Raw genomic sequence first — 20,584 nt, forward strand, 5'->3', positions numbered from 1 at the left:
CGAAGGACACCGAGCGACCCCGCTGACCGGAACGAGCCCGACATGGCGACTGACGTGGCTGGCAACGACGCGCTGACCGACGGTGACCACCGGTCGGTCGACGACCCGGACGGGAAGAGGCCGCCCTCCGGACGGCTCCGGGGGCTGCTCCACTTCACCCTCCCGGGGTGCTGGGGCGCGGTCCTCTTCGCCGCCCTGTCGTTCACCCCGTCCCTGCTCCCGCGGGGCGGTTTCATCCAGGGCCTGGTCTGTGGGATCACGGCATCCATCGGCTACGGTCTCGGCGTCCTCGGCGCGTGGCTGTGGCGGGCCTTCGCGGATCGCGAGCCACGAGAGCCGAGGCCCTCGTCGTGGCGTGTGCTGTTCGTCGGTGGCGGCCTGCTCCTCGTCGTCTTCTTCGCCCTCGGGCAGTACTGGCAGCACGAGATCCGGAGCCTCATGGGGGTGACGGACTACAACATCGCCCTCGTCGTCGCCTCGCCCTTCGTCGCGGTGTTCTTCTTCGCCGTGTTCCTGCTCATCGGCCGCGGCATCCGGCGCGTCTACCACTGGGTCGCGGAGCGGCTGAGCCGCAGGTTCGGGCGGCGGGCCGCCGGCGCGACGGGTTGGGTGCTCGTCACGGCCATGACCTACCTCGTCATCAGCGGCATCCTGCTCGACGGCCTCGTGGGTGCCATGGACGAGGCCTTCTCGGTCGGCAACACCGTGACGCAGGAGGGTGTCGTCCAGCCCACGAGCGGCCTCCGCTCGGGCGGTCCCGGCTCGATGGTGTCGTGGGAGTCGCTCGGACGGGAGGGACGCACGTTCACGGCGTCGGGCCCCACGGCCGGTGACATCGAGGCGGTCGTCCACCATCCCGCCGAGGAGCCCATCCGCACCTACGCCGGGCTCGACTCGGCCGACGACGCCGAGCAGCGCGCTGCGCTGGCGGTCGACGACCTCGAGCGTGCGGGTGGTTTCCAACGGTCGAACCTGCTCGTCGTGACGACCACGGGCAGCGGGTGGGTCGACCCGGCACTCGTCGCGCCCTTCGAGTACCTGACCGGCGGCGACGCGGCCACGGTGGGGATGCAGTACTCCTACCTGCCGTCGTGGCTCTCGTTCCTCGTCGACCAGTCGAAGGCCCGCGAGGCGGGTCGCGCGCTCTTCGACGCGGTCTACGACCGGTGGTCGCGCCTGCCTCAGGACTCCCGGCCGAAGCTGTTCGTCTCGGGCGAGAGCCTCGGGACGTTCGGCGGTGAGACCGCCTTCAGCGGGGAGTACGACCTGCGCAACCGGACCGCCGGCACGGTCTTCGCCGGGCCACCGAACTTCAACACGCTGTTCCGGGAGTTCAGCGACCACCGCGACCCCGGCAGTCCCGAGATCCAGCCGGTCTACAAGAACGGGCGGACGGTGCGGTTCGCCACCGATCCGGCCGTCTCGATCCCGCCCGAGGGCCAGCCGTGGGACGGCACCCGAGTCCTCTACCTCATGCACCCGTCCGACCCGATCGTGTGGTGGAGCCCCCACCTCGTGTTCACCGAGCCCGACTGGATCGGTGAGGCGGCCGGCAAGGACGTGCTCCAGGGGATGTTCTGGATGCCGTTCGTGACCTTCTGGCAGGTGACGGCCGACCTCCCGTTCTCGACCGGCGTCCCTGCCGGGCACGGCCACAAGTACACGACCGAGTACGTCGACGCCTGGAACGCCGTGATGCGTCCGGAGGGCGTCACCGCCGACGACCTGGCGGCCATCCGGACGGCGGTCGGAGCGCTGGGCTAGCGGGAATGGCGGGCCGCGCAGGTCAGCCGCCGATGAGCCGGCCCGTCACGGCATACGGCACCCCGACGACCTCCGAGGGACCGCCGAGGATCATGCCGAGCAGCTCGGCCGGCTTGGGGTAGTCCGCTCCGAGGGCCGCGAGGTAGGCGTCGTGCGCCGACAGCGAGGCCACCGCCGCGTCGAAGTGCTCCGAGACGTCGACGAAGTGCGTCGGCTCCGGGTCGGCCACGACGAGCAGCCGAGCGACCTGCCACGGCTCGTGGCCCTCGTCGACGAGGTCGGGGAAGATCCACCGGTTGCCCGCGTCGGCCTTCGCGTCGACGGTGGCGAGACCCACGGCCCGGTGGTCGGCCTGGTTGGCGAAGCCGCCGGGGAAGCGGTCGGCGTACGTCGACGTGATGACGAGGTCGGGCCGGCGGATCCGGATCTCGCGGGCGATGGCGCGTCGGAGCGGGAGGCCGTACTCGACGACGCCGTCGGTGAAGCCGTCGAGGAACTCCACGACGTCGACACCGACCTTGGCCGCCCCGTCCCGCTCCTCCTGCTCGCGCAGCGGGCCCGCCTGCTCGGGCGGCAGCGTGTCGATCCCCGCCTCTCCCCGGGTGGCCAGCAGGTAGGTCACCGTCTTGCCGGCCCGCACCCACCGGTCGACGGCGGCGGCCGTGCCGTACTCGAGGTCGTCGGGATGGGCCACGACGCAGAGAACGGTCTCGAAGGTGCTCTCGTCGAGGGGCTGCAGGTCTGGGTGCTCCGTCATGGACCAAATCTAGGGTTGCTTGGCGAAGTCCCGGGGGGATGTGACGATGGGGAACATGCTGACCCTCGAGCTCGCCCGCCGGCTCTCCGACGCGGGACTGGCGTGGAAGCCCGTCTCGGGCGACCGTTTCGTCGTGGCCGTCAGCGGCATGGAGGACGACGTCTTCGTCATCAGCGAGATCACGGTCGACGTCCACCACTTCACGACGGGCGACGTCATCGGCTTCAACGGCACGACCGAGTGGGCCCTCGACAGCGTCGAGCAGGACAAGGCCGTGTGGCTGCCGAGGGAGGACCAGCTGCGTGACGTGCTCGGTGAGTCCTTCGTCTCGCTCGAACAGCTCGAGGGCGGGTATGCCGTGTCGGCACGCGGGCGTGACGGCGCGGTCGGACGCCATGCCGACATCGACGCCGAACGCGCCTACGCGCGAGCGGTGCTCGCGCAGCTCGAGGCGTCCGCTCCGGAGGTGTAGTCGCGCGGTCGAGCTGCACCGGCACTCAGGCGGGGCGCCAGCCTGCGATGGACATGACGGCGACGTTGGTCGCGTCAGCGAGTGCGGCGTCGGCGTCGGCGGCGAGGTCGCGCAACAGCCGCGTGCGGTTCGCCGTGGTCGCGGCGTCGAGACCGCTCGACCCGAGCGAGGTTCGGCCGGCGTTGCGGTGGGCCACGCGGGAGAGGTTGGCCGACAGGGCCATGATCCGCAGGGCGCGTCCGGACGTCGCCGACGGGATGCCCCACAGCGTCGTGTCGAGGTCGGCGTGCGCCTCGGCGCGCGCCTCGTCACCCCAGGGATGGCCGCCCACCTCCTCGAAGCGCACCGTGTGGTCGCGGAGGCGGACCATGAGGTCGCGCTCGATGTCCCGGAGGTCGAGCATCTCCATGCGGTGCCGGGGGAGCGGGTCCGCCTCGTAGGCCGTCCAGTCCGCGCGGACACCCACGTCACCCTCCGGGCCGAACTCCGAGAGCGTCGGCACGAGGACCCCGCCGATGCCCGCGACGAAGACGCACTCCCCGGCGTCCGCGGCGTGTGCCGTGGCCGCGGACGAGCCGCGCGGCATACGGCTCAGGTCGCCGGGTCGGGGGAGCGCCACGAAGAGGGCGCGTTCGCCGAGGTCCCGCCAGACGTCGAGCCGGGCCAGGTCGCCGGCGACGTGGTCGAGGTCCGGGAAGGCCCGGGCCAGCGCCTCCGTCGTCCCGAGGTCGCCACGCCACGAGGCCGTCACCCAGAGCGCGAGGCGCACGGACGCGGGCAGCTCGGACACCCCGTCATCGTAGGGTGCGCCGCCGCGGCGGCTCCGGAGGCCTTGCCATAGGGTCGAGCCATGAGCGACGTCCTCGCCTTCGCCGGAGTCACCGTTCGTCGCGGTGCCTCGACGCTCCTCGACGACGTCACGTGGGAGGTGGAGGAGGGCGAGCGCTGGGTCGTGCTGGGCGCCAACGGTGCCGGCAAGACGACCCTGCTCCAGATCGCCGCGGCGCGCCTGCACCCGACCTCGGGGGTCGCCGGGGTCCTCGGCGAGGTGCTCGGCGCCGTCGACGTCTTCGAGCTGCGGCCGCGCATCGGCCTCGCGAGCTCGTCGATGGCCGAGCGCATCCCCGGTGACGAGCTCGTCGGCAACGTCGTCGTCACCGCCTCCTACGGCATCATCGGCCGCTGGCGCGAGTCCTACGACCACGTGGACTACGTGCGCGCCATGGAGCTGCTCAGGACGCTGGGCGCCGAGCACCTCGCCGACCGGGCCTTCGGCACGCTGAGCGAGGGCGAGCGCAAGCGCGTGCAGATCGCGCGTGCCCTGATGACCGACCCCGAGCTGATGCTGCTCGACGAGCCGGCCGCCGGACTCGACCTCGGTGGTCGCGAGGACCTCGTGCGCCGGCTCGCCGACCTCGCCGCCGACACCGAGGCCCCGGCGATGGTGCTCGTGACGCACCACGTCGAGGAGATCCCGCCGTCGTTCACCGACGTCCTCATGATCCGCGACGGCAAGGTCGTCGCAGCCGGCCCCATCCCGCTGACGCTGACGGCTGAGAACCTCAGCGCCACGTTCGGGCTGCCCCTCCTGCTCGAGCAGCACGGAGAGCGCTGGTCGGCGCGGGCCGAGTCCTGATCGCAACCCGTCCCGACCTCCGGATCCGTAGGTCCCGAGAGGGAACTGAGGCAGAATCGAGTACGTCACAGGAGTGACGCACGGGACATCGGGGCCCGTCGCCGAGGCGGACGAAGGCAGGGTGTGGGCACGTGGTCGAGGGACACGCTTGGATGGTCTGGGTGGCGGTGGCGCTCGTCCTCGTCGCCATCGAGGCGGTCACGGTCGACTTCACCTTCCTCATGCTCGCCGGTGGCGCCGTGGGCGCATCGATCGCCGCGGCGTTCGGGGCGCCCCCCGTCGTGCAGGCCATCGTCGCGGCCCTCGTGGCCGTCGCCCTCCTCGCGATCGTGCGTCCGTGGCTCAAGAACCGCCTCTCGGCCAGCACGCCCCAACAGCTCATGGGCGCCGCGGCCCACGTCGGACGCTCGGCCATCGCCATCGACCGTGTCAACCCGGCCGGCGGACGGGTCAAGCTGTCCGGCGAGACGTGGTCGGCGCGCACGCTCGGCGACGACATCGAGCCCGGTGAGGAGGTCGTCGTCGACTCCATCGACGGCGCCACCGCGATCGTGAGCCGCGCCCGCGTCGTGGGGAGCTGAGCCGGCCTCCGGCTCCGCGCCCCGGCGACGCCGCCGAACCAACGAGCGGATCGACCGATCCGCCCGCACCAACCGCGCTTCCTCGGGGGAGCTCGGACCGCACAGGGAGAAGGTCGAGAAGGTCGTGGACCCGGTACTCATCATTCCGATACTCATCGTCGTCGTGGCGTTCGTGGTCGTGCTGCGCACCGTGCGCATCGTGCCGCAGCAGACGGCACAGATCGTCGAGCGACTCGGCGGCTACAACAAGACGTTGACGGCAGGTATCCACTTCCTGATCCCGTTCGTCGACAAGGTTCGCGCGAACATCGACCTGCGTGAGCAGGTCGTCACCTTCCCGCCGCAGCCCGTCATCACCAGCGACAACCTCGTCGTCAACATCGACACCGTCATCTACTACTCGGTCACCGACGCGAAGGCCGCCGTCTACGAGATCGCCAACTTCATCCAGGGCATCGAGCAGCTGACGGTCACCACGCTGCGCAACGTCATCGGCTCGCTCGACCTCGAGCAGGCCCTGACGAGCCGCGACCAGATCAACGGCCAGCTGCGTGGCGTCCTCGACGAGGCCACCGGCAACTGGGGCATCCGCGTCAACCGTGTCGAGCTCAAGGCCATCGACCCGCCGCACTCCGTCCAGGAGACGATGGAGAAGCAGATGCGCGCCGAGCGCGACCGTCGTGCTGCGATCCTCACGGCCGAGGGCTTCAAGCAGTCGGCCATCCTCACGGCCGAGGGTGAGAAGCAGAGCCAGATCCTGCGGGCCGAGGGCTCGGCGCAGGCCCGCATCCTCGAGGCCCAGGGCCAGGCCCGCGCCATCCAGCAGGTGTTCGCGGCCATCCACCGCGGCAAGCCCACCCAGAAGCTGCTCGCCTACCAGTACCTCCAGGTGCTGCCGCAGCTCGCACGCGGCGACTCCAACAAGATGTGGATCATCCCGTCCGAGCTGACCGATGCGCTCAAGGGCATCGGCAACGCGCTCGGCGGCAGCGAGTCGGGCCCGATGGGCGACGACGAGGAGCAGTGGGTCGACACCGGCGACGCCCAGGACAACGCCTTTGCCGAGACGGTGCTCGAGGACCCGGCCAAGGCGCTGGCCGAGGCCCGTGGCCAGGCCGCGCAGGCCAGCGCCGAGTCGACCGAGCATGCCGCTCCCATGGGTCGCCAGCAGCCACCGCTGCACTCGCAGGCCGACGTGCCCCCGCCGCCCGCCGCCGCCCCGCCGACGACGCCCCCGGCATCCCCGGACGACCTGCCCGGCGCGGCGCCGGAGCCCCCGACCGCACGCTGACCGGACGCGGTCCGACACCACCGGCGACACCGCCCCGACGACACCCGGTCACCCTCTGTAGGGTGACCGGGTGTCGTTCTGGTCCGCCGTCGCCATAGCGCTGGCCGGGACCGGGGCCGGCATCATCAACACGATCGTCGGGTCGGGCACGCTCATCACGTTCCCGACGCTGCTCTTCTTCGGGGTCAACCCGCTCGTCGCGAACGTCTCAAACAACATCGGCCTCGTCGCCGGGGGCGTGACCGGGGCGTGGGGCTACCGCCGGGAGCTGGACGGCCAGGCGCGCACCCTGCGCCGGCTCATGCCGATGTCGTTCGTCGGCTCGGTCGTGGGGGCGGGGCTGCTGCTCGTCCTCCCCGCCGCGGCGTTCCGGGCGATCGTCCCCGTGCTCATCCTCATCGCGCTCGTGCTCGTGGTCGCCGGACCGCGGATCCAGGCCCGGGTCCACCGGGAGGGGGTCGAGGGGTCGGTGCCACGCTGGCACGGGCCGGCGATGGCAGCCGGGGTCTTCGCCGCCGGCGTCTACGGCGGCTACTTCGGCGCGGCCCAGGGGGTCCTGCTCATGGGCCTGCTCAGCGCGCTCAGCCTTGAGCCCCTGCAGCGGCTCAACGGCTACAAGAACGTCCTCTCGCTCGTCGTCAACGTCGTCGCAGCAGCCGTGTTCGTCCTCTTCGCACGCGACCACATCGACTGGCTCATCGTCCTGCTCATCGGCGTCGGCGCCTTCGTGGGCGGCATCATCGGGGCCCGGGTCGGTCGGCGCATCCCGCCGAACGTCCTCCGCGGTCTCATCATCGCCATCGGCCTCGTCGCCGTCGTCAAGCTCGTCTGGTTCCCCTGACGGTTCCTCGACGGCTGTGGCCCGCTCCGGTGGATGTCGGGCGTGGGCGCGACCGGCACTAGCCTGTCGGGCGTGCCGATCGAGATCACCGACCCCACCGACCCGCGGCTGAGCGACTACGTGTCGCTGACCGACGTCGTGCTGCGAAGGCGGCACGAGCCCGAGCGCGGCCTCTACATCGCGGAGAGCCAGAAGGTGATCCGCCGTGCGCTGCGAGCCGGGCACCGACCGCGGTCCTACCTCATGGCCAGGCGCTGGCTCGACGACCTCTCCGACATCGTCGCCGACGCGGAGGCCGACGGCGTCCCGGTCTACTTCGCCGAGCACGACGTCATCGAGCAGCTGACCGGCTTCCACCTCCACCGTGGCGCCCTCGCCGCGATGCAGCGTCCCGCCCTGCCGACCGTCGAGTCGCTCATCGCCGACGCGCGGCGGGTCATCGTCCTCGAGGACGTCGTCGACCACACGAACGTCGGCGCGATCTTCCGGTCGGCCGCGGCGCTCGGGGTCGACGCGGTCCTCATCACGCCCCGCTGCGCCGACCCGCTCTACCGCCGCTCGATCCGCGTCTCCATGGGCACGGTCTTCCAGGTCCCGTGGACCCGGATCGACCCGTGGCCGCAGGGCATGGCCCTGCTCCACGACGCCGGCCTCACGGTCGCGGCCATGGCGCTGTCGGACGACTCGGTCTCGCTCGACGACCTCGAGAGCGGTCCGCCCGAGCGGCTGGCGCTCGTCGTCGGCACAGAGGGCGACGGCCTGTCGCACCGGACCGTCGCCGACGCCGACCTCACCCTGCGCATCCCCATGGCCGGAGGCGTCGACTCGCTCAACGTCGCCGCGGCCAGCGCGGTCGCGATGTGGGCGCTGCGCCCGCGGCCCCAGGACTGACCTGACGGACCGGCCGGGCCGGTCGGACCCGTCAGGCCCGGACGAGCCGGTCGAGCAGGCGCTCGAGCTCGACGGCGGGGTCGTCGCACAGACCCCCGTGGACCGGTCCGGGCTGCACGACGGTGGAGCGCGGTGCGATGATCCAGCCGAACCGCTGGCCAGGCTTGTCGAGGGTCGGCAGGCCGCGGCCCGTCTCGCCCCGGCAGACGGCCCGGACGCGTTCGAGCATCGACCGCACGCCTTCGAGGTCGCACGTCGGCGACAGCGCGTCCGCCCGGCGCTCGTCGAGCTCCCAGGCGGCGTCGAGGAAGCCCGCGTCCTGCGAGTAGAGCACGACGCCGACGTTGATGAACTCCTCCCGGTCGACGCGGGGGACGAGCCGGAGCAGGACGTACTGGTACGCGTTCACGCGGCGACACCTGTCGGCACCCAGGTGAGTGGCCCGTCGAGACGGGCCCGCAGCATCCGGGCGTATGCCGCTCGTACCGCGGGTGCGTCGGCGAGGTCGGGCGTGGCCTCGATCCATTCGTCGGGCACCTCGGCGACGACGGCCTCGACGGCCTCGGGCGTGAGCCGTGCCGCGAGCTCGTCGTGTCGCGCGGCCACGTCGCCTGCGACGTCGCGCAGGACGTGGCGGCTGGCGTCGAACGGCTGGGCCGCGAAGCGCTCCGGAGCCGGCGGCTTGCTCGGCCACGAGTGGTGGAAGTAGAGGGCGGCTCCGTGGTCGATGGCCCACGTGCGTCCGTGCCAGACGAGCAGGTTGGGGTTGGACCACGTGCGGTCGACATTGGCCGTCAGGGCGTCGAGCCAGATGATCCGCTCGGCGAGGTCGGCGTCGGGCGGCCTCGAGCCGTCGTAGCCGAGGGAACCCGGGAGGAAGTCCACGCCGAGGTTGGTCCCGACCGAGGCCGTGAGCAGGTCCTGGACCTCCTCGTCGGCCTCGTACTTCGCGATGCGCGGGTCGAGGCGCACCACGGCGAGATCGGGCACCGGCACCTCGAGCAGCCGGGCGATCCCGGCGACGAGCACCTCGGCGACGAGGACCTTGAGCCCCTGACCGGCGCCGCGGAACTTCAGGACGTAGGTGCCGTCGTCGTCGGCCTCCACGATGCCCGGCAGCGAGCCGCCCTCCTTGAGCGGTGTCACGTAGCGGGTGGCGGTCAGCTCGGGAAGCACGGCGTCAGCCTAGTGGCCGCTCGTGGTCGAGCACCGTGGCCCGCGTCCAGAGCCGGCCGAGCAGCATCGCGCTCGCCCCGTAGAGGCAGGCGAAGGCCACGAGCGGCCACCAGGCGAGCCCGCTCTCGGGGAGGACGAGCGCGCCGAGGGCCGCCGCCGCGACCATGCCGGCGTTGTAGACGACGTCGTAGGCCGAGAAGGCGCGGCCGAGCAGGTGGTCGTCGACGTGGGCCTGCAGCAGCGAGTCGACGGTGATCTTGACGCACTGCGAGGTGAAGGAGACGACGAAGCCGACGACGACGATGCTCCACGGCGTGAGGAACGGCCCCAGCACGGCGCACACGAGCGCGCCCAGCGCGAGCATCCGGGCGGCATACGGCACGGCGGTCAGGCGGGGGGCGAGCCACGGGGTGACGAAGGCCGCGGAGGCGAACCCCAGCGCGGACGCGCCGGCGGCGATGCCGAAGCCCTGGGCGCCGTGACCGGACTCGAACGGACCGCGGAAGAGGAGCAGGGTCTGCAGCAGGAGGAAGCCGAACGGGAGCCGGGTGAGGAAGACGAGGGCGAGCAGCAGGCGCGCGCGGCGCGGCAGCGTGTGCACGGCCTCGACGAGACCCGTCACCACGGATCTCGTGATCTGCCCGACCGACGGCGCGCCGCTCGTGTCGTCAGGGCCGATGAACGGCAGCCGCGTCGCCGCCCAGGCCGCCAGGAGGACCCCGGTGGCGGCGAGGAGCACGTCGACGACGTCACTGCCGCCGAGGGCCCGGACGCCGGTGCCGACCGCGCCACCGAGGAGGTACGCGAGGGAGCCGCACGTGGGCGCGACGGAGTTCGCGCTCACGAGGTCCTGGCGCGGCACCACGTGCGGCATGGCCGACGAGAGCCCGGCGAGGATGAAGCGGTTGACCGAGAAGACGAGGAGCACGAGGCCGAAGAACGCCGGGCCGCTCTCGGCTCCCGTGACGAGGACGGAGACGCCGAGGATCGCCGCGGCCCGGATCAGCTGGCTGACGACGATGACACGCTTGCGCGGCCAGCGGTCGAGGAGCACCCCGACGAAGGGCCCGAGGGCCGAGTACGGCAGCAGCACGATCGCGAAGGCGATGGCGATCCCGCGCGCGTCGGCGGCCTTCTCGGGGTTGAAGAGGATGTGGCTGGCCAGGGCGACCTGGAAGATGCCGTCGCTGAACGACGAGGTGACCCGGCTGACGAAGAGCCGACGGAACCCGCGCCCCCGGAGCAGGGTGAACAGGGCGCGCAGGAAGGTCACGCGGCACAGCGTACGGTCACCGGTGGGATGCCCGGCGACGGGACGCGGTCAGCGCGCAAGTCGCCCGATGAGGGCCGCGGCGCACACGATCCCGGCGACCGCGCTGCCGGCGAGGACCCCGAAGTCGACCCAGTAGCTCGTCGGCGTGCCGAGCAGCAGGCCGCGCAGGGCCGACACCTCGTAGGTCAGGGGGTTGACGTGGCTGATGACCTGGAGCCACCCCGGCATCATCTCGATCGGGTAGAGCGCGTTCGAGGCGAAGAAGAGCGGCATCGTGATCGCCTGGCCGATCCCCATGAGCCGGTCGCGCTTGAGGGCGACCCCGGCGATGCTGAGCGACAGGCACGAGAAGAACGCCGCGCCCAGCATGACGACGACCACCACCCCGAGCAGCCGCACCGGGTTCCACGTCATCGCCACGCCCATCAGCGCGGCGACGACGATGACGATGACGGCCTGGGCCACGGACCTGACTCCGGCGGCGAACGCCTTGCCCGCCACGAGGGCTGATCGCGGAGTCGGCGTGACGAGGAGCTTGGTCAGGACGCCGGCATCACGTTCCCAGATGATCTGGATGCCGTAGAAGATCGCGATGAACAGGGCTGACTGGGCGATGACGCCGGGCGCCAGGAAGTCGAGGTAGTCGATGCCGCCCGTGGGGATCGCCCGGATCTGGCTGAAGGTCGTGCCGAAGATGACGAGCCAGAGGATGGGCTGGATCGCCCGGGTGACGAGCTCGCTGCGGTCGTGCCGCAGCTTCTGGAGCTCGACGAGGCAGAACGTGGTGACGCGTGACGCGAGGAGCCGTACCCCGGTCCGGCTCTGCCGGTCAGCCCAGACGGCGGGCGGTTCGACGAGTTGCTCGGACACCGCGCAGCCCTCCCTTCTCGCCGTCGCCGGCGTCATCTCCCAGGGCCTCACCCGTGTGGTGACGGAAGACGTCCTCGAGGCTGGCACCCTCCCCGGCCGCGGCCTTGAGCTCGTCGGGCGAGCCGAGGGCGCGCAGGGCGCCGCGGTGCATGAGGGCGACCCGGTCGCAGAGGGCATCGGCCTCCTCCATGTAGTGGGTCGTGAGCAGCACCGTCATCCCGTGGTCACGCTGCATCTGTGCCACCCGCATCCAGACGCTGTCGCGGGCGACGGGGTCGAGCCCGACCGTGGGCTCGTCGAGGACGAGGAGCGCAGGACGGTTGACGAGTGCCTGGGCGAGCTCGAGACGGCGCACCATGCCGCCGGAGTAGGTCGAGGCCAGTCGCGACTCGTCGCCACGGAGGTCGACCATCTCGAGGACCTCGTCGACGCGAGCACGCCTCTCGCGCCGAGGGACGTCGAAGAGACGGGCGAACCACTCGACGTTCTCGCGGCCCGACAGGGCGCCCTCGATGGACAGCTGCTGCGGCACGTAGCCGAGGAGCCGTCGCACGACCATCGCCTGGGTGCGCACCGAGCGCCCGAAGATCTCGACCTCGCCGGTCTGGAGGGGCAGCAGGGTGTTGAGCAGCCGGATCGTCGTCGTCTTGCCGGCACCGTTGGGTCCGAGCAGTCCGAAGCACTCGCCCGGCTCGACGGCCAGGGTGAGGTCGTCGACGGCCCGGTGGGTCCCGAAGCTGTAGCCCAGGCCCCGGATGTCGATGGCCGAGGTCATGGCCGTTCGCCGGCGGCCGACTCGTCCTGGCGGTCGAGCGGCGCGGCCACGGTGACAGCCGGCTCGGAGGCCTGCGGGTCGGTGCCCTCGGGCTCCTCCGGCAGGTCCGCGGCGATGCGGGCGATGGTCGGCAACGCCGCGGCCAGGCGGGCGCGGTCGGCGGCCGGGAGCCCTGCGAGCGCCACTGCGGTGGACTGCGCGCGACGGTCGCGCCACTGCTCCAGGCCCGCGCGGGCCGAGGGCGTGAGGTCGAGCCGGGCCACACGCCGGTCGCTCGAGTCGCGCTCACGCACGAGCACCTCGAGCACGAGCAGCTGGCCGACGAGGGTCGAGACCGTGTTGGCGGCGAGTCCGAGGACCCGGGCCGACTCGGCCACGGTGATCCCGGGGTTGCGCCGCACGACGCGCAGGAGCTCGAGCTGGGCTCCGGACAGCGCGAGCTCGGGAAGGGGAGCGCCGACGAGACGCCGCGACCGGCGCCGCAGCAGCCCGATGACGTCGTAGAGGTCGTCCGCCAGCCCAGCCACGTTCTCGTCGCTCACGATCGAAGATTACGTCTGTCGCAGAGGCGTGACCAGAGAAACGGGAGCTGGAGGTCCCGATGCAGCCGTCCGGGTACGAGAAGACCCCCGGGTCCTGGCCTGCAGGAACCCGGGGGTCTCATGGTGTCGAGGGGGGGACTTGAACCCCCACGCCCGTTAAGGGCACTAGCACCTCAAGCTAGCGCGTCTGCCATTCCGCCACCCCGACAAGGTGTTGCAAGGGGCTCGTGGGATTCCCTTGCGGCGAGGCGAAACGTTACACGGGGCCCGACCAAAAGACCAAACGGGCGGCTGCTGGCCTCGGGAGGCGGCGGCATACGCTGATCGGCATGAGCCACGACGACGCCGACCGCACCGCGACGAGCACGGCACGGACTGCCGTGACGCCCGAGGAGGAGGTCGCGCGGATCTGCGCCGAGCTCATCCGGATCGACTCCTCCAACTACGGAGACGGGTCGGGTCCGGGGGAGCGCAAGGCGGCCGAGTACGTCATGGAGCAGCTCGACGCGGTCGGCCTCGAGGGCACCCTGCTCGAGAGCGAGCCGGGCCGCGCGACGGTCGTCGTGCGCCTCGAGGGCGAGGACTCCTCGCGCCCCGGGCTCGCGGTCCACGGCCACCTCGACGTGGTGCCGGCCAACGCCGCGGACTGGCTGGTCGACCCCTTCGCAGCGGAGGAGCGCGACGGCTGCATCTGGGGCCGAGGAGCGGTCGACATGAAGGACATGGACGCGATGATCCTCGCGAACATCCGTCACTTCGCCCGCACCGGCACGAAGCCCGCCCGCGACACGACGTTCGTCTTCTTCGCCGACGAGGAGGCCGGCGGCACCTACGGGAGCCATTGGCTCGTCGACCACCACCCGCACTGGTTCGAGGGCGTGACCGAGGCGATCAGCGAGGTCGGCGGCTACAGCGTCACGGTGCCGACGCCCGAGGGCCAGCAGCGCGCGTACCTCCTCCAGACCGCGGAGAAGGGCATCGCCTGGCTGCGGCTGCGCGCGCACGGACGCGCCGGGCACGGGTCGGTGCCCAACGACGAGAACGCCATCGTCCGCCTCGCCGCCGCCATCGGCCGGATCGCCGCCCACGAGTGGCCGCGTGAGTACATCGCCTCGGTCCGTGAGCTGCTCGACACGCTCGGCACCCTGACGGGGCTCTCGTCGACCGACGACGACCTCGAGCCGCTGCTCGCCACGCTCGGCGGGGCCCAGGGCTTCGTGCGGGGCACGCTGCGCGACACCGCCAACGTCACGATGCTCGAGTCGGGCTACAAGCACAACGTCATCCCGCAGACGGCGACGGCGGCCGTCGACTGCCGGTTCCTGCCCGGCCACGAGGACGCCCTCATGGCCACGATCCGCGAGCTGGCCGGCGAGCACGTCGAGGTCGAGGTCGTGCACCGCGACGTCGCCATCGAGGCGCCGTTCTCCGGTCACCTCGTCGAGTCGATGAAGCAGGCGCTGCTGCGCGAGGACCCCGAGGCCGTCGTGCTGCCCTACTGCCTCTCGGGCGGCACCGACAACAAGGCGCTGGGCCGCCTCGGCATCAGCGGCTACGGCTTCGCGCCGCTGCGGCTGCCGGCCGATCTCGACTTCGCGCCGATGTTCCACGGCATCGACGAGCGGGTGCCCACGTCGTCGCTCCGCTTCGGGGCGCGGGTGCTCGGCGACTTCCTGCGCTCCTGCTGACGTCGAGCGGCGGACGCGTCGTTCAGGCCGTGCGCTCGACGCGCATGATCCGGCGGCGCAGCCACATCCGACGCACGCCACCTTCGTAGACGACCGTGCGCGACAGCTCCCAACGGCCGTACTCGGCGTGCTCACGCACCGCCTGTCTGGCCTGGGCCTTCGACGTGTGGCGGTCGAACGTGAGGACCCGGTACTCGTACTCCGTCATCGCCGTCCATTCTGACACCAACCGTGACCCCTCCGAGACCGTATGCGCGGCGTGGCGGTCACCTGACCGCGGTACCGTCTCTGGGTCATCCGGCCGCGTACCGGGCCTGCGTGGTCCGCGCGGCGAGCAGGGGAACCGCCTGGCACCGCCCGGCGTCAAGGGCCCAGGAGGTCACCGCACATGAAATGGAACACCCGCCGCATCGCGGCAGCAGCCATCGTCCTACCGGCCGTTCTCGGCGTCGCCGCCTGTGGCAAGAGCGAGAGCCCCGCGCCCGCGACGGGGCAGACGCAGGCCAGCTCGGCGGCCGCGACGAGCGATGCGCCGGCCGCCGGTCAGCCGTACAAGGACAAGGCGTCGTTCGTGGCCGCCATGAAGGCCGCGGGCAAGAACGCCACGACCGCCCACGTCACGATGGCGATGGACGCCGCCGGCCAGAAGATCGCCATCACCGGTGACACGAAGGTCGACGCGAGCAACCCGGCGATGAAGATGACGATGGACATGGGCCCCTCGATGAAGCTCGACATGGTCCTCGTCGACAAGAAGGTCTACATGAAGGGCTTCCCGGGCCTCGCCGCGGGCAAGTGGGCCGTCATCGACAGCAGCTCGACGCTCGGCAAGCAGCTCTCGCAGTCGCTCGACCAGGCCGACCCGACGAAGATGTACGACCAGTTCGGCGCGGCCGTGCAGGACGTCAAGTACGTCGGTGAGGACACCGTCGACGGCGAGAAGACGTGGAAGTACGACCTGACGCTCGACACCACGGCGATGCAGGCCAAGCTGCCCGCCGCCGAGAAGCAGAAGATGCCCGCCACCATCACGTACACCGCGTGGCTCGACGAGAAGAACCAGCTGCGCAAGGTCACCTTCGACCTCTCCGGCGTCAAGGCCGAGATGACGATGAGCAAGTACGGCGAGCCGGTCGACATCACCGCCCCGCCGGCCGCCGACACCGTCAAGGCGCCGATGTGATGCAGGCGTGACACGCCACGTGGGCGACGGGTGAACGCCCCGCCAACCACGCGTGAACGATCCCGCAGCGAGCACGGCTCGCTGCGGGATCGCTCTGTTCCCGGGTGTTTCCGGGCCCGGAATCGGTGCCTTCGGTCGTGTGGGTCGACTACGGTCGAGGCATGACCGTCGACCCCCGCTCCGCCCTCGAGCAGCTGATCGTCGCCCTCGAACGCCACCTCGAGGCCGCGAGTGCCAGCCGAGACCCCGACCACCCCATGGTGATGGCGGCCGCGCAGGACCTCGCCGAGGCTTTCGACGACTACGACGAGGCGCTCTACGAGGCGACCGAGGTCGCGACGCCTCTCGCGATCTACGGCGACGACTTCGACGGGCACGAGGACGAGGACGGCACCGAGGGCCGCGTCTACGCCGGGCTCGACTCGGACGACTACGACGAGGACGACGACGACGACGATGACGATGACGATGACGACGACGACGACGATGACGATGACGATGACGATGACGACTACGAGGACGACGACGACGTCGAGGACCACCTCGAGGGCGGCGTGACCGAGAGCTCCGACACCCGAGCCTGACCTCGGCGCCGCTCGGCGCGAGGCGTCACCGCACCGGGTCCGGAGCGGTGCGCGCGCGTCAGGCCGAGACGTCGTCCAGGGCGGCGACGATCTCCGACGGCAGGGCGAGCTCGAGGCTTGCGAGCGCGGAGCGCAGCTGGGCGGCCGTCCGGGCGCCGACGATGGGCGCCGCCACGCCAGGCCGGTCGCGCAGCCACGCCAGGGCAACCTCGCCGGGCTTGGCCCCGAGGCCTCGGGCGGCCATCGCCACGGCGTCGGCGACGCGTGTGGTCTGCTCGTCGAGGAAGCGCTCGGCGAAGCCCGGGAAGTCGCTCGAGGCAGCGCGCGACCCCGAGGGTATGCCGTTGCGGTACTTGCCGGTCAGCACGCCGCGTCCCAGCGGTGACCAGGGGAGCAGCCCGAAGCCGAGCGACGTCGCGGCCGGCGTGACCTCGTGCTCGGGCGTACGGCATACCAAGGAGTACTCGATCTCGTTGGCCACCAGAGGGATTCGGGCCGACTCGAGCAGGCTGAAGGCGCGCGCGGACTGCCAGCCGGAGTAGTTGGAGACGCCGACGTAACGGGCCCGGCCCGACGTCGCCGCCCATTCGAGAGCGGAGAGCGTCTCGGAGAGAGGCACCTCGTCAGACCACGTGTGCGCGAGCCAGAGGTCGACGTGGTCGGTGCCGAGGCGGCGCAGCGACGTGTCGAGCTGGGCCATGAGCCCGCGCCGCGACACGTCGACCCGTCGCTCGCCACCCGACCGGGAGATGCCCGCCTTGGTGCAGATGACGAGGTCGTCGCGAGGGACCGTCCCGTCCAGCAGGCCCCCGAGGATGGTCTCGGAGTCGCCGCCGCCGTAGCCGTAGGCCGTGTCGACGAGGTTGCCGCCCGCCTCGACGAACGCACGCAGGTGGTCGCCGGCCTCGTGGCGGTCCACGGCGTTGCCCCAGAGCATCGTCCCGAGGGCGAGAGGGGTGACCGTGAGACCGGACGAGCCGAGACGCCTGCGCATGCCCCGAACGGTAGTGGGCGACGCCGCACCCCGAGGGGCCGCCACGTCGGTGGCCGCGCCGATAGCCTGCGATCCATGAGGATCGGTGTGAATCTCGGCTACTGGGGACGCGGGACGACGGGGCAGGACCAGGTGGCGGTGGCGCAGGCCGCCGACCGGCTCGGCTACGACAGCGTGTGGGTGGCCGAGGCGTACGGCTCGGACAGCCCGACGATGCTCGCGTGGATCGGGGCGCTGACCGAGCACGTCGACCTCGGCTCGGCCGTCATGCAGATCCCCGGACGGACCCCGGCGATGACGGCGATGACCGCGGCGACGATCGACACGATGTCCGGCGGCCGGTTCCGGCTGGGACTCGGAGTGTCCGGTCCGCAGGTGAGCGAGGGCTGGCACGGCGTCCCGTTCCGCAGCCCGCTCGGCCGCACGCGCGACTACGTCGAGATCGTGCGAGCCGCGCTGCGCCGCGACACGGTCACCCACGCCGGCCCGCACTACCCTCTCCCGCTCCCGGGCGGACCGGGCAAGCCGCTCAAGCTCTCCGCGCGGCCCGTGCGCCCCGACCTCCCGGTCTACCTCGCGGCGGTCGGTCCCAGGAACCTCGAGCTGACCGGCGAGATCGCCGACGGCTGGCTCGCGATCTTCTTCAGCCCCGAGCACGCCGCCGACCTGCTCGCCACCCTCGAGACGGGCCGGCGCCGGGGAGGGCGGGGCCCTGTCGACGCACCGATGACGGGCTTCGACGTCGTGGCGACGACGCCCGTCGTCCTCGTCGACGACGTCGCGGCGGCGGCGGACCACGTGCGCGACTACTGCGCGCTCTACATCGGCGGCATGGGCTCGCGTGAGCAGAACTTCTACAACCAGCTCGCGTGCCGGATGGGCTTCGAGGAGGACGCGGCGCGCATCCAGGACCTCTACCTCGCCGGCCGCCACCGCGAAGCCGCCGCCGCCGTGCCCCTCGAGTTCATCGACGAGACGGCGCTGCTCGGCTCGCCGCAGCGGATCGCCCGACGGCTCGGTCGCTACGAGGAGGCGGGAGTCACGACCCTCGCCGTCGCCGTCGGCGGGGGCATGACCCGTGACCAGGCCCTCGCCACGCTGCAGGTGGTCGCCGGGATCGCCGGGCTCGAGCCGTCCACGCCGTCCACGCCGTCCACGCCGTCGGGCGAGGCGGACCCGGACGTTCCCTAGGACGTCGCCTCCGCGCCACCCGACCACGAGGTCTCCCAGCCCGCGTTGTCGATAGGGTGCGACATTGTGCCCAGCGGCCGTCGCACCCCTCCGGGGGAGGCGAGCCGTCCCGTCCCTCCTGCGCAGAAGGCCCACCCTGACCCATGGCTGACCTCAGCTACCTCGACGCCGTCATCCTCGGCGTCGTCGAAGGCCTCACCGAGTACCTTCCGATCTCTTCGACCGGCCATCTGACCATCACCGAGAAGCTCCTCGGCCTCGAGGTGAGCGACCCGGCGGTGACGGCGTACACCGCCGTCATCCAGCTCGGCGCCATCGCGGCGACCCTCCTCTACTTCTTCCGCGACATCATCCGTTTCGCGGTCGCCTGGTTCCGTGGCCTCACGGCCGCCGAGGCGCGCAAGGACCCCGACTACGGCCTCGCGTGGGCCGTCGTCATCGGCTCGATCCCGGTCGGCGTCGTCGGGTTCCTCGCGCGCGACCTCATCTCGGGCGCCCTGCGCAGCCTCTGGGTCGTGGCGGTCGCGCTGTTCCTGTGGAGCATCGTCATGGTCGTGGCGGAGCGGATCTACGCCGGCTACGAAGCCCGCGGCGAGCTGCGCGGTGAGCACTCGGTGCGTCCCGTCGACGGGGTCGTCATCGGGCTCGTCCAGTGCTTCTCGCTCATCCCCGGCGTCTCCCGTTCGGGGGCGACGATCTCCGCGGGCATCGCCCGCGGCATCGACCGGGTCACGGCCACCCGGCTCAGCTTCTTCCTCGCGATCCCGGCCCTGACGGCTGCCGGCCTCTTCCAGGCCGTGGAGGAGAAGGACGGCCTCTCCGCGCTCGGGGTCGGCCCCGTGGTCGTCGGCACGGTCGTCGCCTTCGTCGTGGCCTACGCGACGATCGCCTGGCTGCTGCGGTTCGTCGCGAGCAACACGCTGCTGCCCTTCGTCTGGTACCGCATCGCGCTCGCCGTGGTGCTCGCCGGCGTCCTCGCGGCCGGTGTCATCACGGCGACCTGACGTCCTTCGCAGACCACGAGCGGCCGGCCGCCCCGCAGGGGGAGCCGGCCGCTCGCTGTTGCTAGAGCCAGCCCGAGCGCTTGAACGCGCGGTAGAGGCCGATGCACGCGGCAGCCATGACCCCGAGCACGAGGAAGTAGCCGTACTGGAACTCGCCGCGGCCGAGATGGACGCTCGCGGTCAGCTCGGGCATGTGCTCGAAGTTCATGCCGTAGATGCCGGCGATCATTGTTGGCACTGCTGCGATCGCGACCCACGCGGAGATCCGGCGCATGTCCTCGTTCTGCTTGACCGAGACGCTCGCGAGGTGGGCCGACAACACGTCGGTCAGGAGGCGGTCGTAGGACTCGACGTGGTCGTTGACGAGGCGCAGGTGGTCGGCGACGTCACGGAAGAAGGGCAGCATCTCCTCCGTGAGACCGCGGCCCCGCGCGCGTTCCATGAACTGGGTCAGGGTGTCGGCCAGCGGCTGGCTGGCCCGGCGGAACTCGAGCACCTCGCGCTTGAGGCGGTAGATCGTGTTGGCGTCCCCGCCGAGGTGGGAGGCGAACACCTGCTCCTCGATCTGCTCGAGGTCCCGGCGCACCTCCCGGTCGACGACGAGGTAGTTGTCGACGACGGAGTCCATGACGGCGTGGAGCACGGTCATGGCGCCGTGGCCGAGGCGCTCGGGCTCGGTCTCGAGACGCTGGCGCACGCCGGCCAACGGGTTGCCCTCGCCATGACGGACGGTCACGACGAAGCGGTCGCCGATGAAGAGCATGACCTCACCGGTCTCGATGTCGCTCGTCGCCTCGATGTAGCGCAGCGTCTTGAGGACGACGAACACCGACGACTCGTACTTCTCGATCTTGGCCCGCTGGTGGCCGTTGACGGCGTCCTCGACGGCGAGCGGGTGCAGGTGCAGCTCCTCGTTGACGAGGTCGAACTCCTGGTCGGTCGGGTCCTTGAGCCCGATCCAGAGGAAGCCGTCCTGAGTGAGGCGCAGCACGTCGAGCTCATCGCTGAGGTCGCCGCAACCCTGCCGCCGGCCGTTGCGGTAGATGGCCTTGTCCACGATCACATCTCCTA

General features: G+C 71.4%; 23 protein-coding genes and 1 tRNA gene. 12 read left to right on the plus strand and 12 right to left on the minus strand.

All coding sequences use genetic code 11. The annotated features are described in order from the left end of the window. The first annotated feature begins 42 nt into the window (after positions 1-42). On the plus strand, positions 43-1,764 hold the full coding sequence (locus H283_RS0114100; protein ID WP_020144170.1) for an alpha/beta-hydrolase family protein: 1,722 nt from the start codon (positions 43-45) through the stop codon (positions 1,762-1,764). 22 nt (positions 1,765-1,786) lie between these two features. Here the strand turns inward: H283_RS0114100 and H283_RS0114105 are convergent, their stop codons facing one another. Continuing rightward, positions 1,787-2,521, minus strand: a complete 735-nt coding sequence (locus tag H283_RS0114105) for a PIG-L deacetylase family protein (RefSeq protein ID WP_020144171.1) — start codon at positions 2,519-2,521, stop codon at positions 1,787-1,789. A 55-nt stretch (positions 2,522-2,576) separates the two neighbouring features. Between H283_RS0114105 and H283_RS0114110 the strand changes: the two genes are divergently transcribed. Next, positions 2,577-2,993 (plus strand): hypothetical protein, encoded by a 417-nt coding sequence (locus tag H283_RS0114110; protein WP_020144172.1) that lies wholly within the window; start codon positions 2,577-2,579, stop codon positions 2,991-2,993. 25 nt (positions 2,994-3,018) lie between these two features. Here H283_RS0114110 and H283_RS0114115 read toward each other — a convergent pair whose 3' ends face one another. Beyond that, positions 3,019-3,783 carry a hypothetical protein gene (locus H283_RS0114115; protein ID WP_020144173.1) on the minus strand — a complete coding sequence of 255 codons (765 nt, stop codon included), beginning with the start codon at positions 3,781-3,783 and terminating at the stop codon, positions 3,019-3,021. Between the two features lie 60 nt (positions 3,784-3,843). Here H283_RS0114115 and H283_RS0114120 point away from each other — a divergent pair, with 60 nt between their 5' ends. From H283_RS0114120 to H283_RS0114140, 5 genes are all read left to right on the plus strand, one after another. Beyond that, positions 3,844-4,629, plus strand: coding sequence for an ABC transporter ATP-binding protein (locus H283_RS0114120; protein WP_020144174.1), 786 nt, complete (start codon positions 3,844-3,846; stop codon positions 4,627-4,629). A 131-nt stretch (positions 4,630-4,760) separates the two neighbouring features. Then, on the plus strand, positions 4,761-5,210 hold the full coding sequence (locus H283_RS0114125; protein WP_028785594.1) for an NfeD family protein: 450 nt from the start codon (positions 4,761-4,763) through the stop codon (positions 5,208-5,210). A gap of 124 nt (positions 5,211-5,334) precedes the next feature. Next, positions 5,335-6,501 carry an SPFH domain-containing protein gene (locus tag H283_RS25215; protein ID WP_020144176.1) on the plus strand — a complete coding sequence of 389 codons (1,167 nt, stop codon included), beginning with the start codon at positions 5,335-5,337 and terminating at the stop codon, positions 6,499-6,501. Between the two features lie 70 nt (positions 6,502-6,571). After that, positions 6,572-7,342 carry a sulfite exporter TauE/SafE family protein gene (locus tag H283_RS0114135; protein ID WP_020144177.1) on the plus strand — a complete coding sequence of 257 codons (771 nt, stop codon included), beginning with the start codon at positions 6,572-6,574 and terminating at the stop codon, positions 7,340-7,342. A gap of 72 nt (positions 7,343-7,414) precedes the next feature. Further along, the gene (locus H283_RS0114140; protein ID WP_043649611.1) at positions 7,415-8,233 is read left to right on the plus strand and encodes an RNA methyltransferase; all 819 of its coding nucleotides are present in this window, start codon (positions 7,415-7,417) and stop codon (positions 8,231-8,233) included. 31 nt (positions 8,234-8,264) lie between these two features. Here the strand turns inward: H283_RS0114140 and H283_RS0114145 are convergent, their stop codons facing one another. The 7 genes from H283_RS0114145 to H283_RS0114175 all read right to left on the minus strand — a co-directional run bounded on the left by H283_RS0114145 (position 8,265) and on the right by H283_RS0114175 (position 13,077). Continuing rightward, positions 8,265-8,642 (minus strand): DUF3037 domain-containing protein, encoded by a 378-nt coding sequence (locus H283_RS0114145; RefSeq protein ID WP_020144179.1) that lies wholly within the window; start codon positions 8,640-8,642, stop codon positions 8,265-8,267. Continuing rightward, positions 8,639-9,409, minus strand: coding sequence for a HipA family kinase (locus H283_RS0114150; RefSeq protein WP_020144180.1), 771 nt, complete (start codon positions 9,407-9,409; stop codon positions 8,639-8,641). The genes H283_RS0114145 and H283_RS0114150 overlap by 4 nt, the downstream gene beginning before the upstream one ends. A gap of 4 nt (positions 9,410-9,413) precedes the next feature. After that, positions 9,414-10,682: an MFS transporter gene (locus H283_RS0114155; RefSeq protein ID WP_020144181.1), complete on the minus strand. Its 1,269-nt coding sequence runs from the start codon at positions 10,680-10,682 to the stop codon at positions 9,414-9,416. A gap of 48 nt (positions 10,683-10,730) precedes the next feature. After that, the gene (locus H283_RS0114160; RefSeq protein ID WP_020144182.1) at positions 10,731-11,552 is read right to left on the minus strand and encodes an ABC transporter permease; all 822 of its coding nucleotides are present in this window, start codon (positions 11,550-11,552) and stop codon (positions 10,731-10,733) included. Further along, entirely contained in the window at positions 11,512-12,327 is an 816-nt protein-coding gene (locus H283_RS0114165) for an ABC transporter ATP-binding protein (protein ID WP_020144183.1), read from the minus strand. Before H283_RS0114165 ends, H283_RS0114160 begins: the two co-directional genes overlap by 41 nt. After that, positions 12,324-12,869: a MarR family winged helix-turn-helix transcriptional regulator gene (locus H283_RS0114170; protein ID WP_020144184.1), complete on the minus strand. Its 546-nt coding sequence runs from the start codon at positions 12,867-12,869 to the stop codon at positions 12,324-12,326. Before H283_RS0114170 ends, H283_RS0114165 begins: the two co-directional genes overlap by 4 nt. A 121-nt stretch (positions 12,870-12,990) precedes the next feature. Next, positions 12,991-13,077 (minus strand) — tRNA-Leu (locus H283_RS0114175). Between the two features lie 121 nt (positions 13,078-13,198). On the opposite strand from H283_RS0114175, the gene H283_RS0114180 reads away from it, so the two are divergent. Beyond that, positions 13,199-14,557: a M20/M25/M40 family metallo-hydrolase gene (locus tag H283_RS0114180; RefSeq protein ID WP_020144185.1), complete on the plus strand. Its 1,359-nt coding sequence runs from the start codon at positions 13,199-13,201 to the stop codon at positions 14,555-14,557. Positions 14,558-14,579: 22 nt separating this feature from the next. On the opposite strand, the gene H283_RS0114185 is transcribed toward H283_RS0114180, so the two are convergent. Next, positions 14,580-14,765: a DUF5703 family protein gene (locus H283_RS0114185; RefSeq protein ID WP_020144186.1), complete on the minus strand. Its 186-nt coding sequence runs from the start codon at positions 14,763-14,765 to the stop codon at positions 14,580-14,582. Between the two features lie 180 nt (positions 14,766-14,945). On the opposite strand from H283_RS0114185, the gene H283_RS0114190 reads away from it, so the two are divergent. Together H283_RS0114190 and H283_RS28225 are read left to right on the plus strand one after the other, a co-directional pair. After that, complete coding sequence (locus tag H283_RS0114190) at positions 14,946-15,740, plus strand: LppX_LprAFG lipoprotein (protein WP_020144187.1); 795 nt, start codon at positions 14,946-14,948, stop codon at positions 15,738-15,740. Positions 15,741-15,901: 161 nt separating this feature from the next. Continuing rightward, on the plus strand, positions 15,902-16,324 hold the full coding sequence (locus H283_RS28225; RefSeq protein WP_043649613.1) for a hypothetical protein: 423 nt from the start codon (positions 15,902-15,904) through the stop codon (positions 16,322-16,324). Between the two features lie 58 nt (positions 16,325-16,382). Here H283_RS28225 and H283_RS0114200 read toward each other — a convergent pair whose 3' ends face one another. Further along, positions 16,383-17,318, minus strand: coding sequence for an aldo/keto reductase (locus H283_RS0114200; protein ID WP_020144189.1), 936 nt, complete (start codon positions 17,316-17,318; stop codon positions 16,383-16,385). A 75-nt stretch (positions 17,319-17,393) separates the two neighbouring features. Here H283_RS0114200 and H283_RS25220 point away from each other — a divergent pair, with 75 nt between their 5' ends. Next, on the plus strand, positions 17,394-18,509 hold the full coding sequence (locus H283_RS25220) for an LLM class F420-dependent oxidoreductase (RefSeq protein WP_043649463.1): 1,116 nt from the start codon (positions 17,394-17,396) through the stop codon (positions 18,507-18,509). Between the two features lie 143 nt (positions 18,510-18,652). Continuing rightward, the gene (locus H283_RS0114210) at positions 18,653-19,513 is read left to right on the plus strand and encodes an undecaprenyl-diphosphate phosphatase (RefSeq protein WP_020144191.1); all 861 of its coding nucleotides are present in this window, start codon (positions 18,653-18,655) and stop codon (positions 19,511-19,513) included. A gap of 61 nt (positions 19,514-19,574) precedes the next feature. Here the strand turns inward: H283_RS0114210 and corA are convergent, their stop codons facing one another. Beyond that, the gene (gene corA, locus H283_RS0114215; protein ID WP_020144192.1) at positions 19,575-20,576 is read right to left on the minus strand and encodes a magnesium/cobalt transporter CorA; all 1,002 of its coding nucleotides are present in this window, start codon (positions 20,574-20,576) and stop codon (positions 19,575-19,577) included. Positions 20,577-20,584: the final 8 nt, after the last annotated feature.

The organism is Terracoccus sp. 273MFTsu3.1, from assembly GCF_000383675.1.
Taxonomy (GTDB): Bacteria; Actinomycetota; Actinomycetes; order Actinomycetales; family Dermatophilaceae; genus Terrabacter.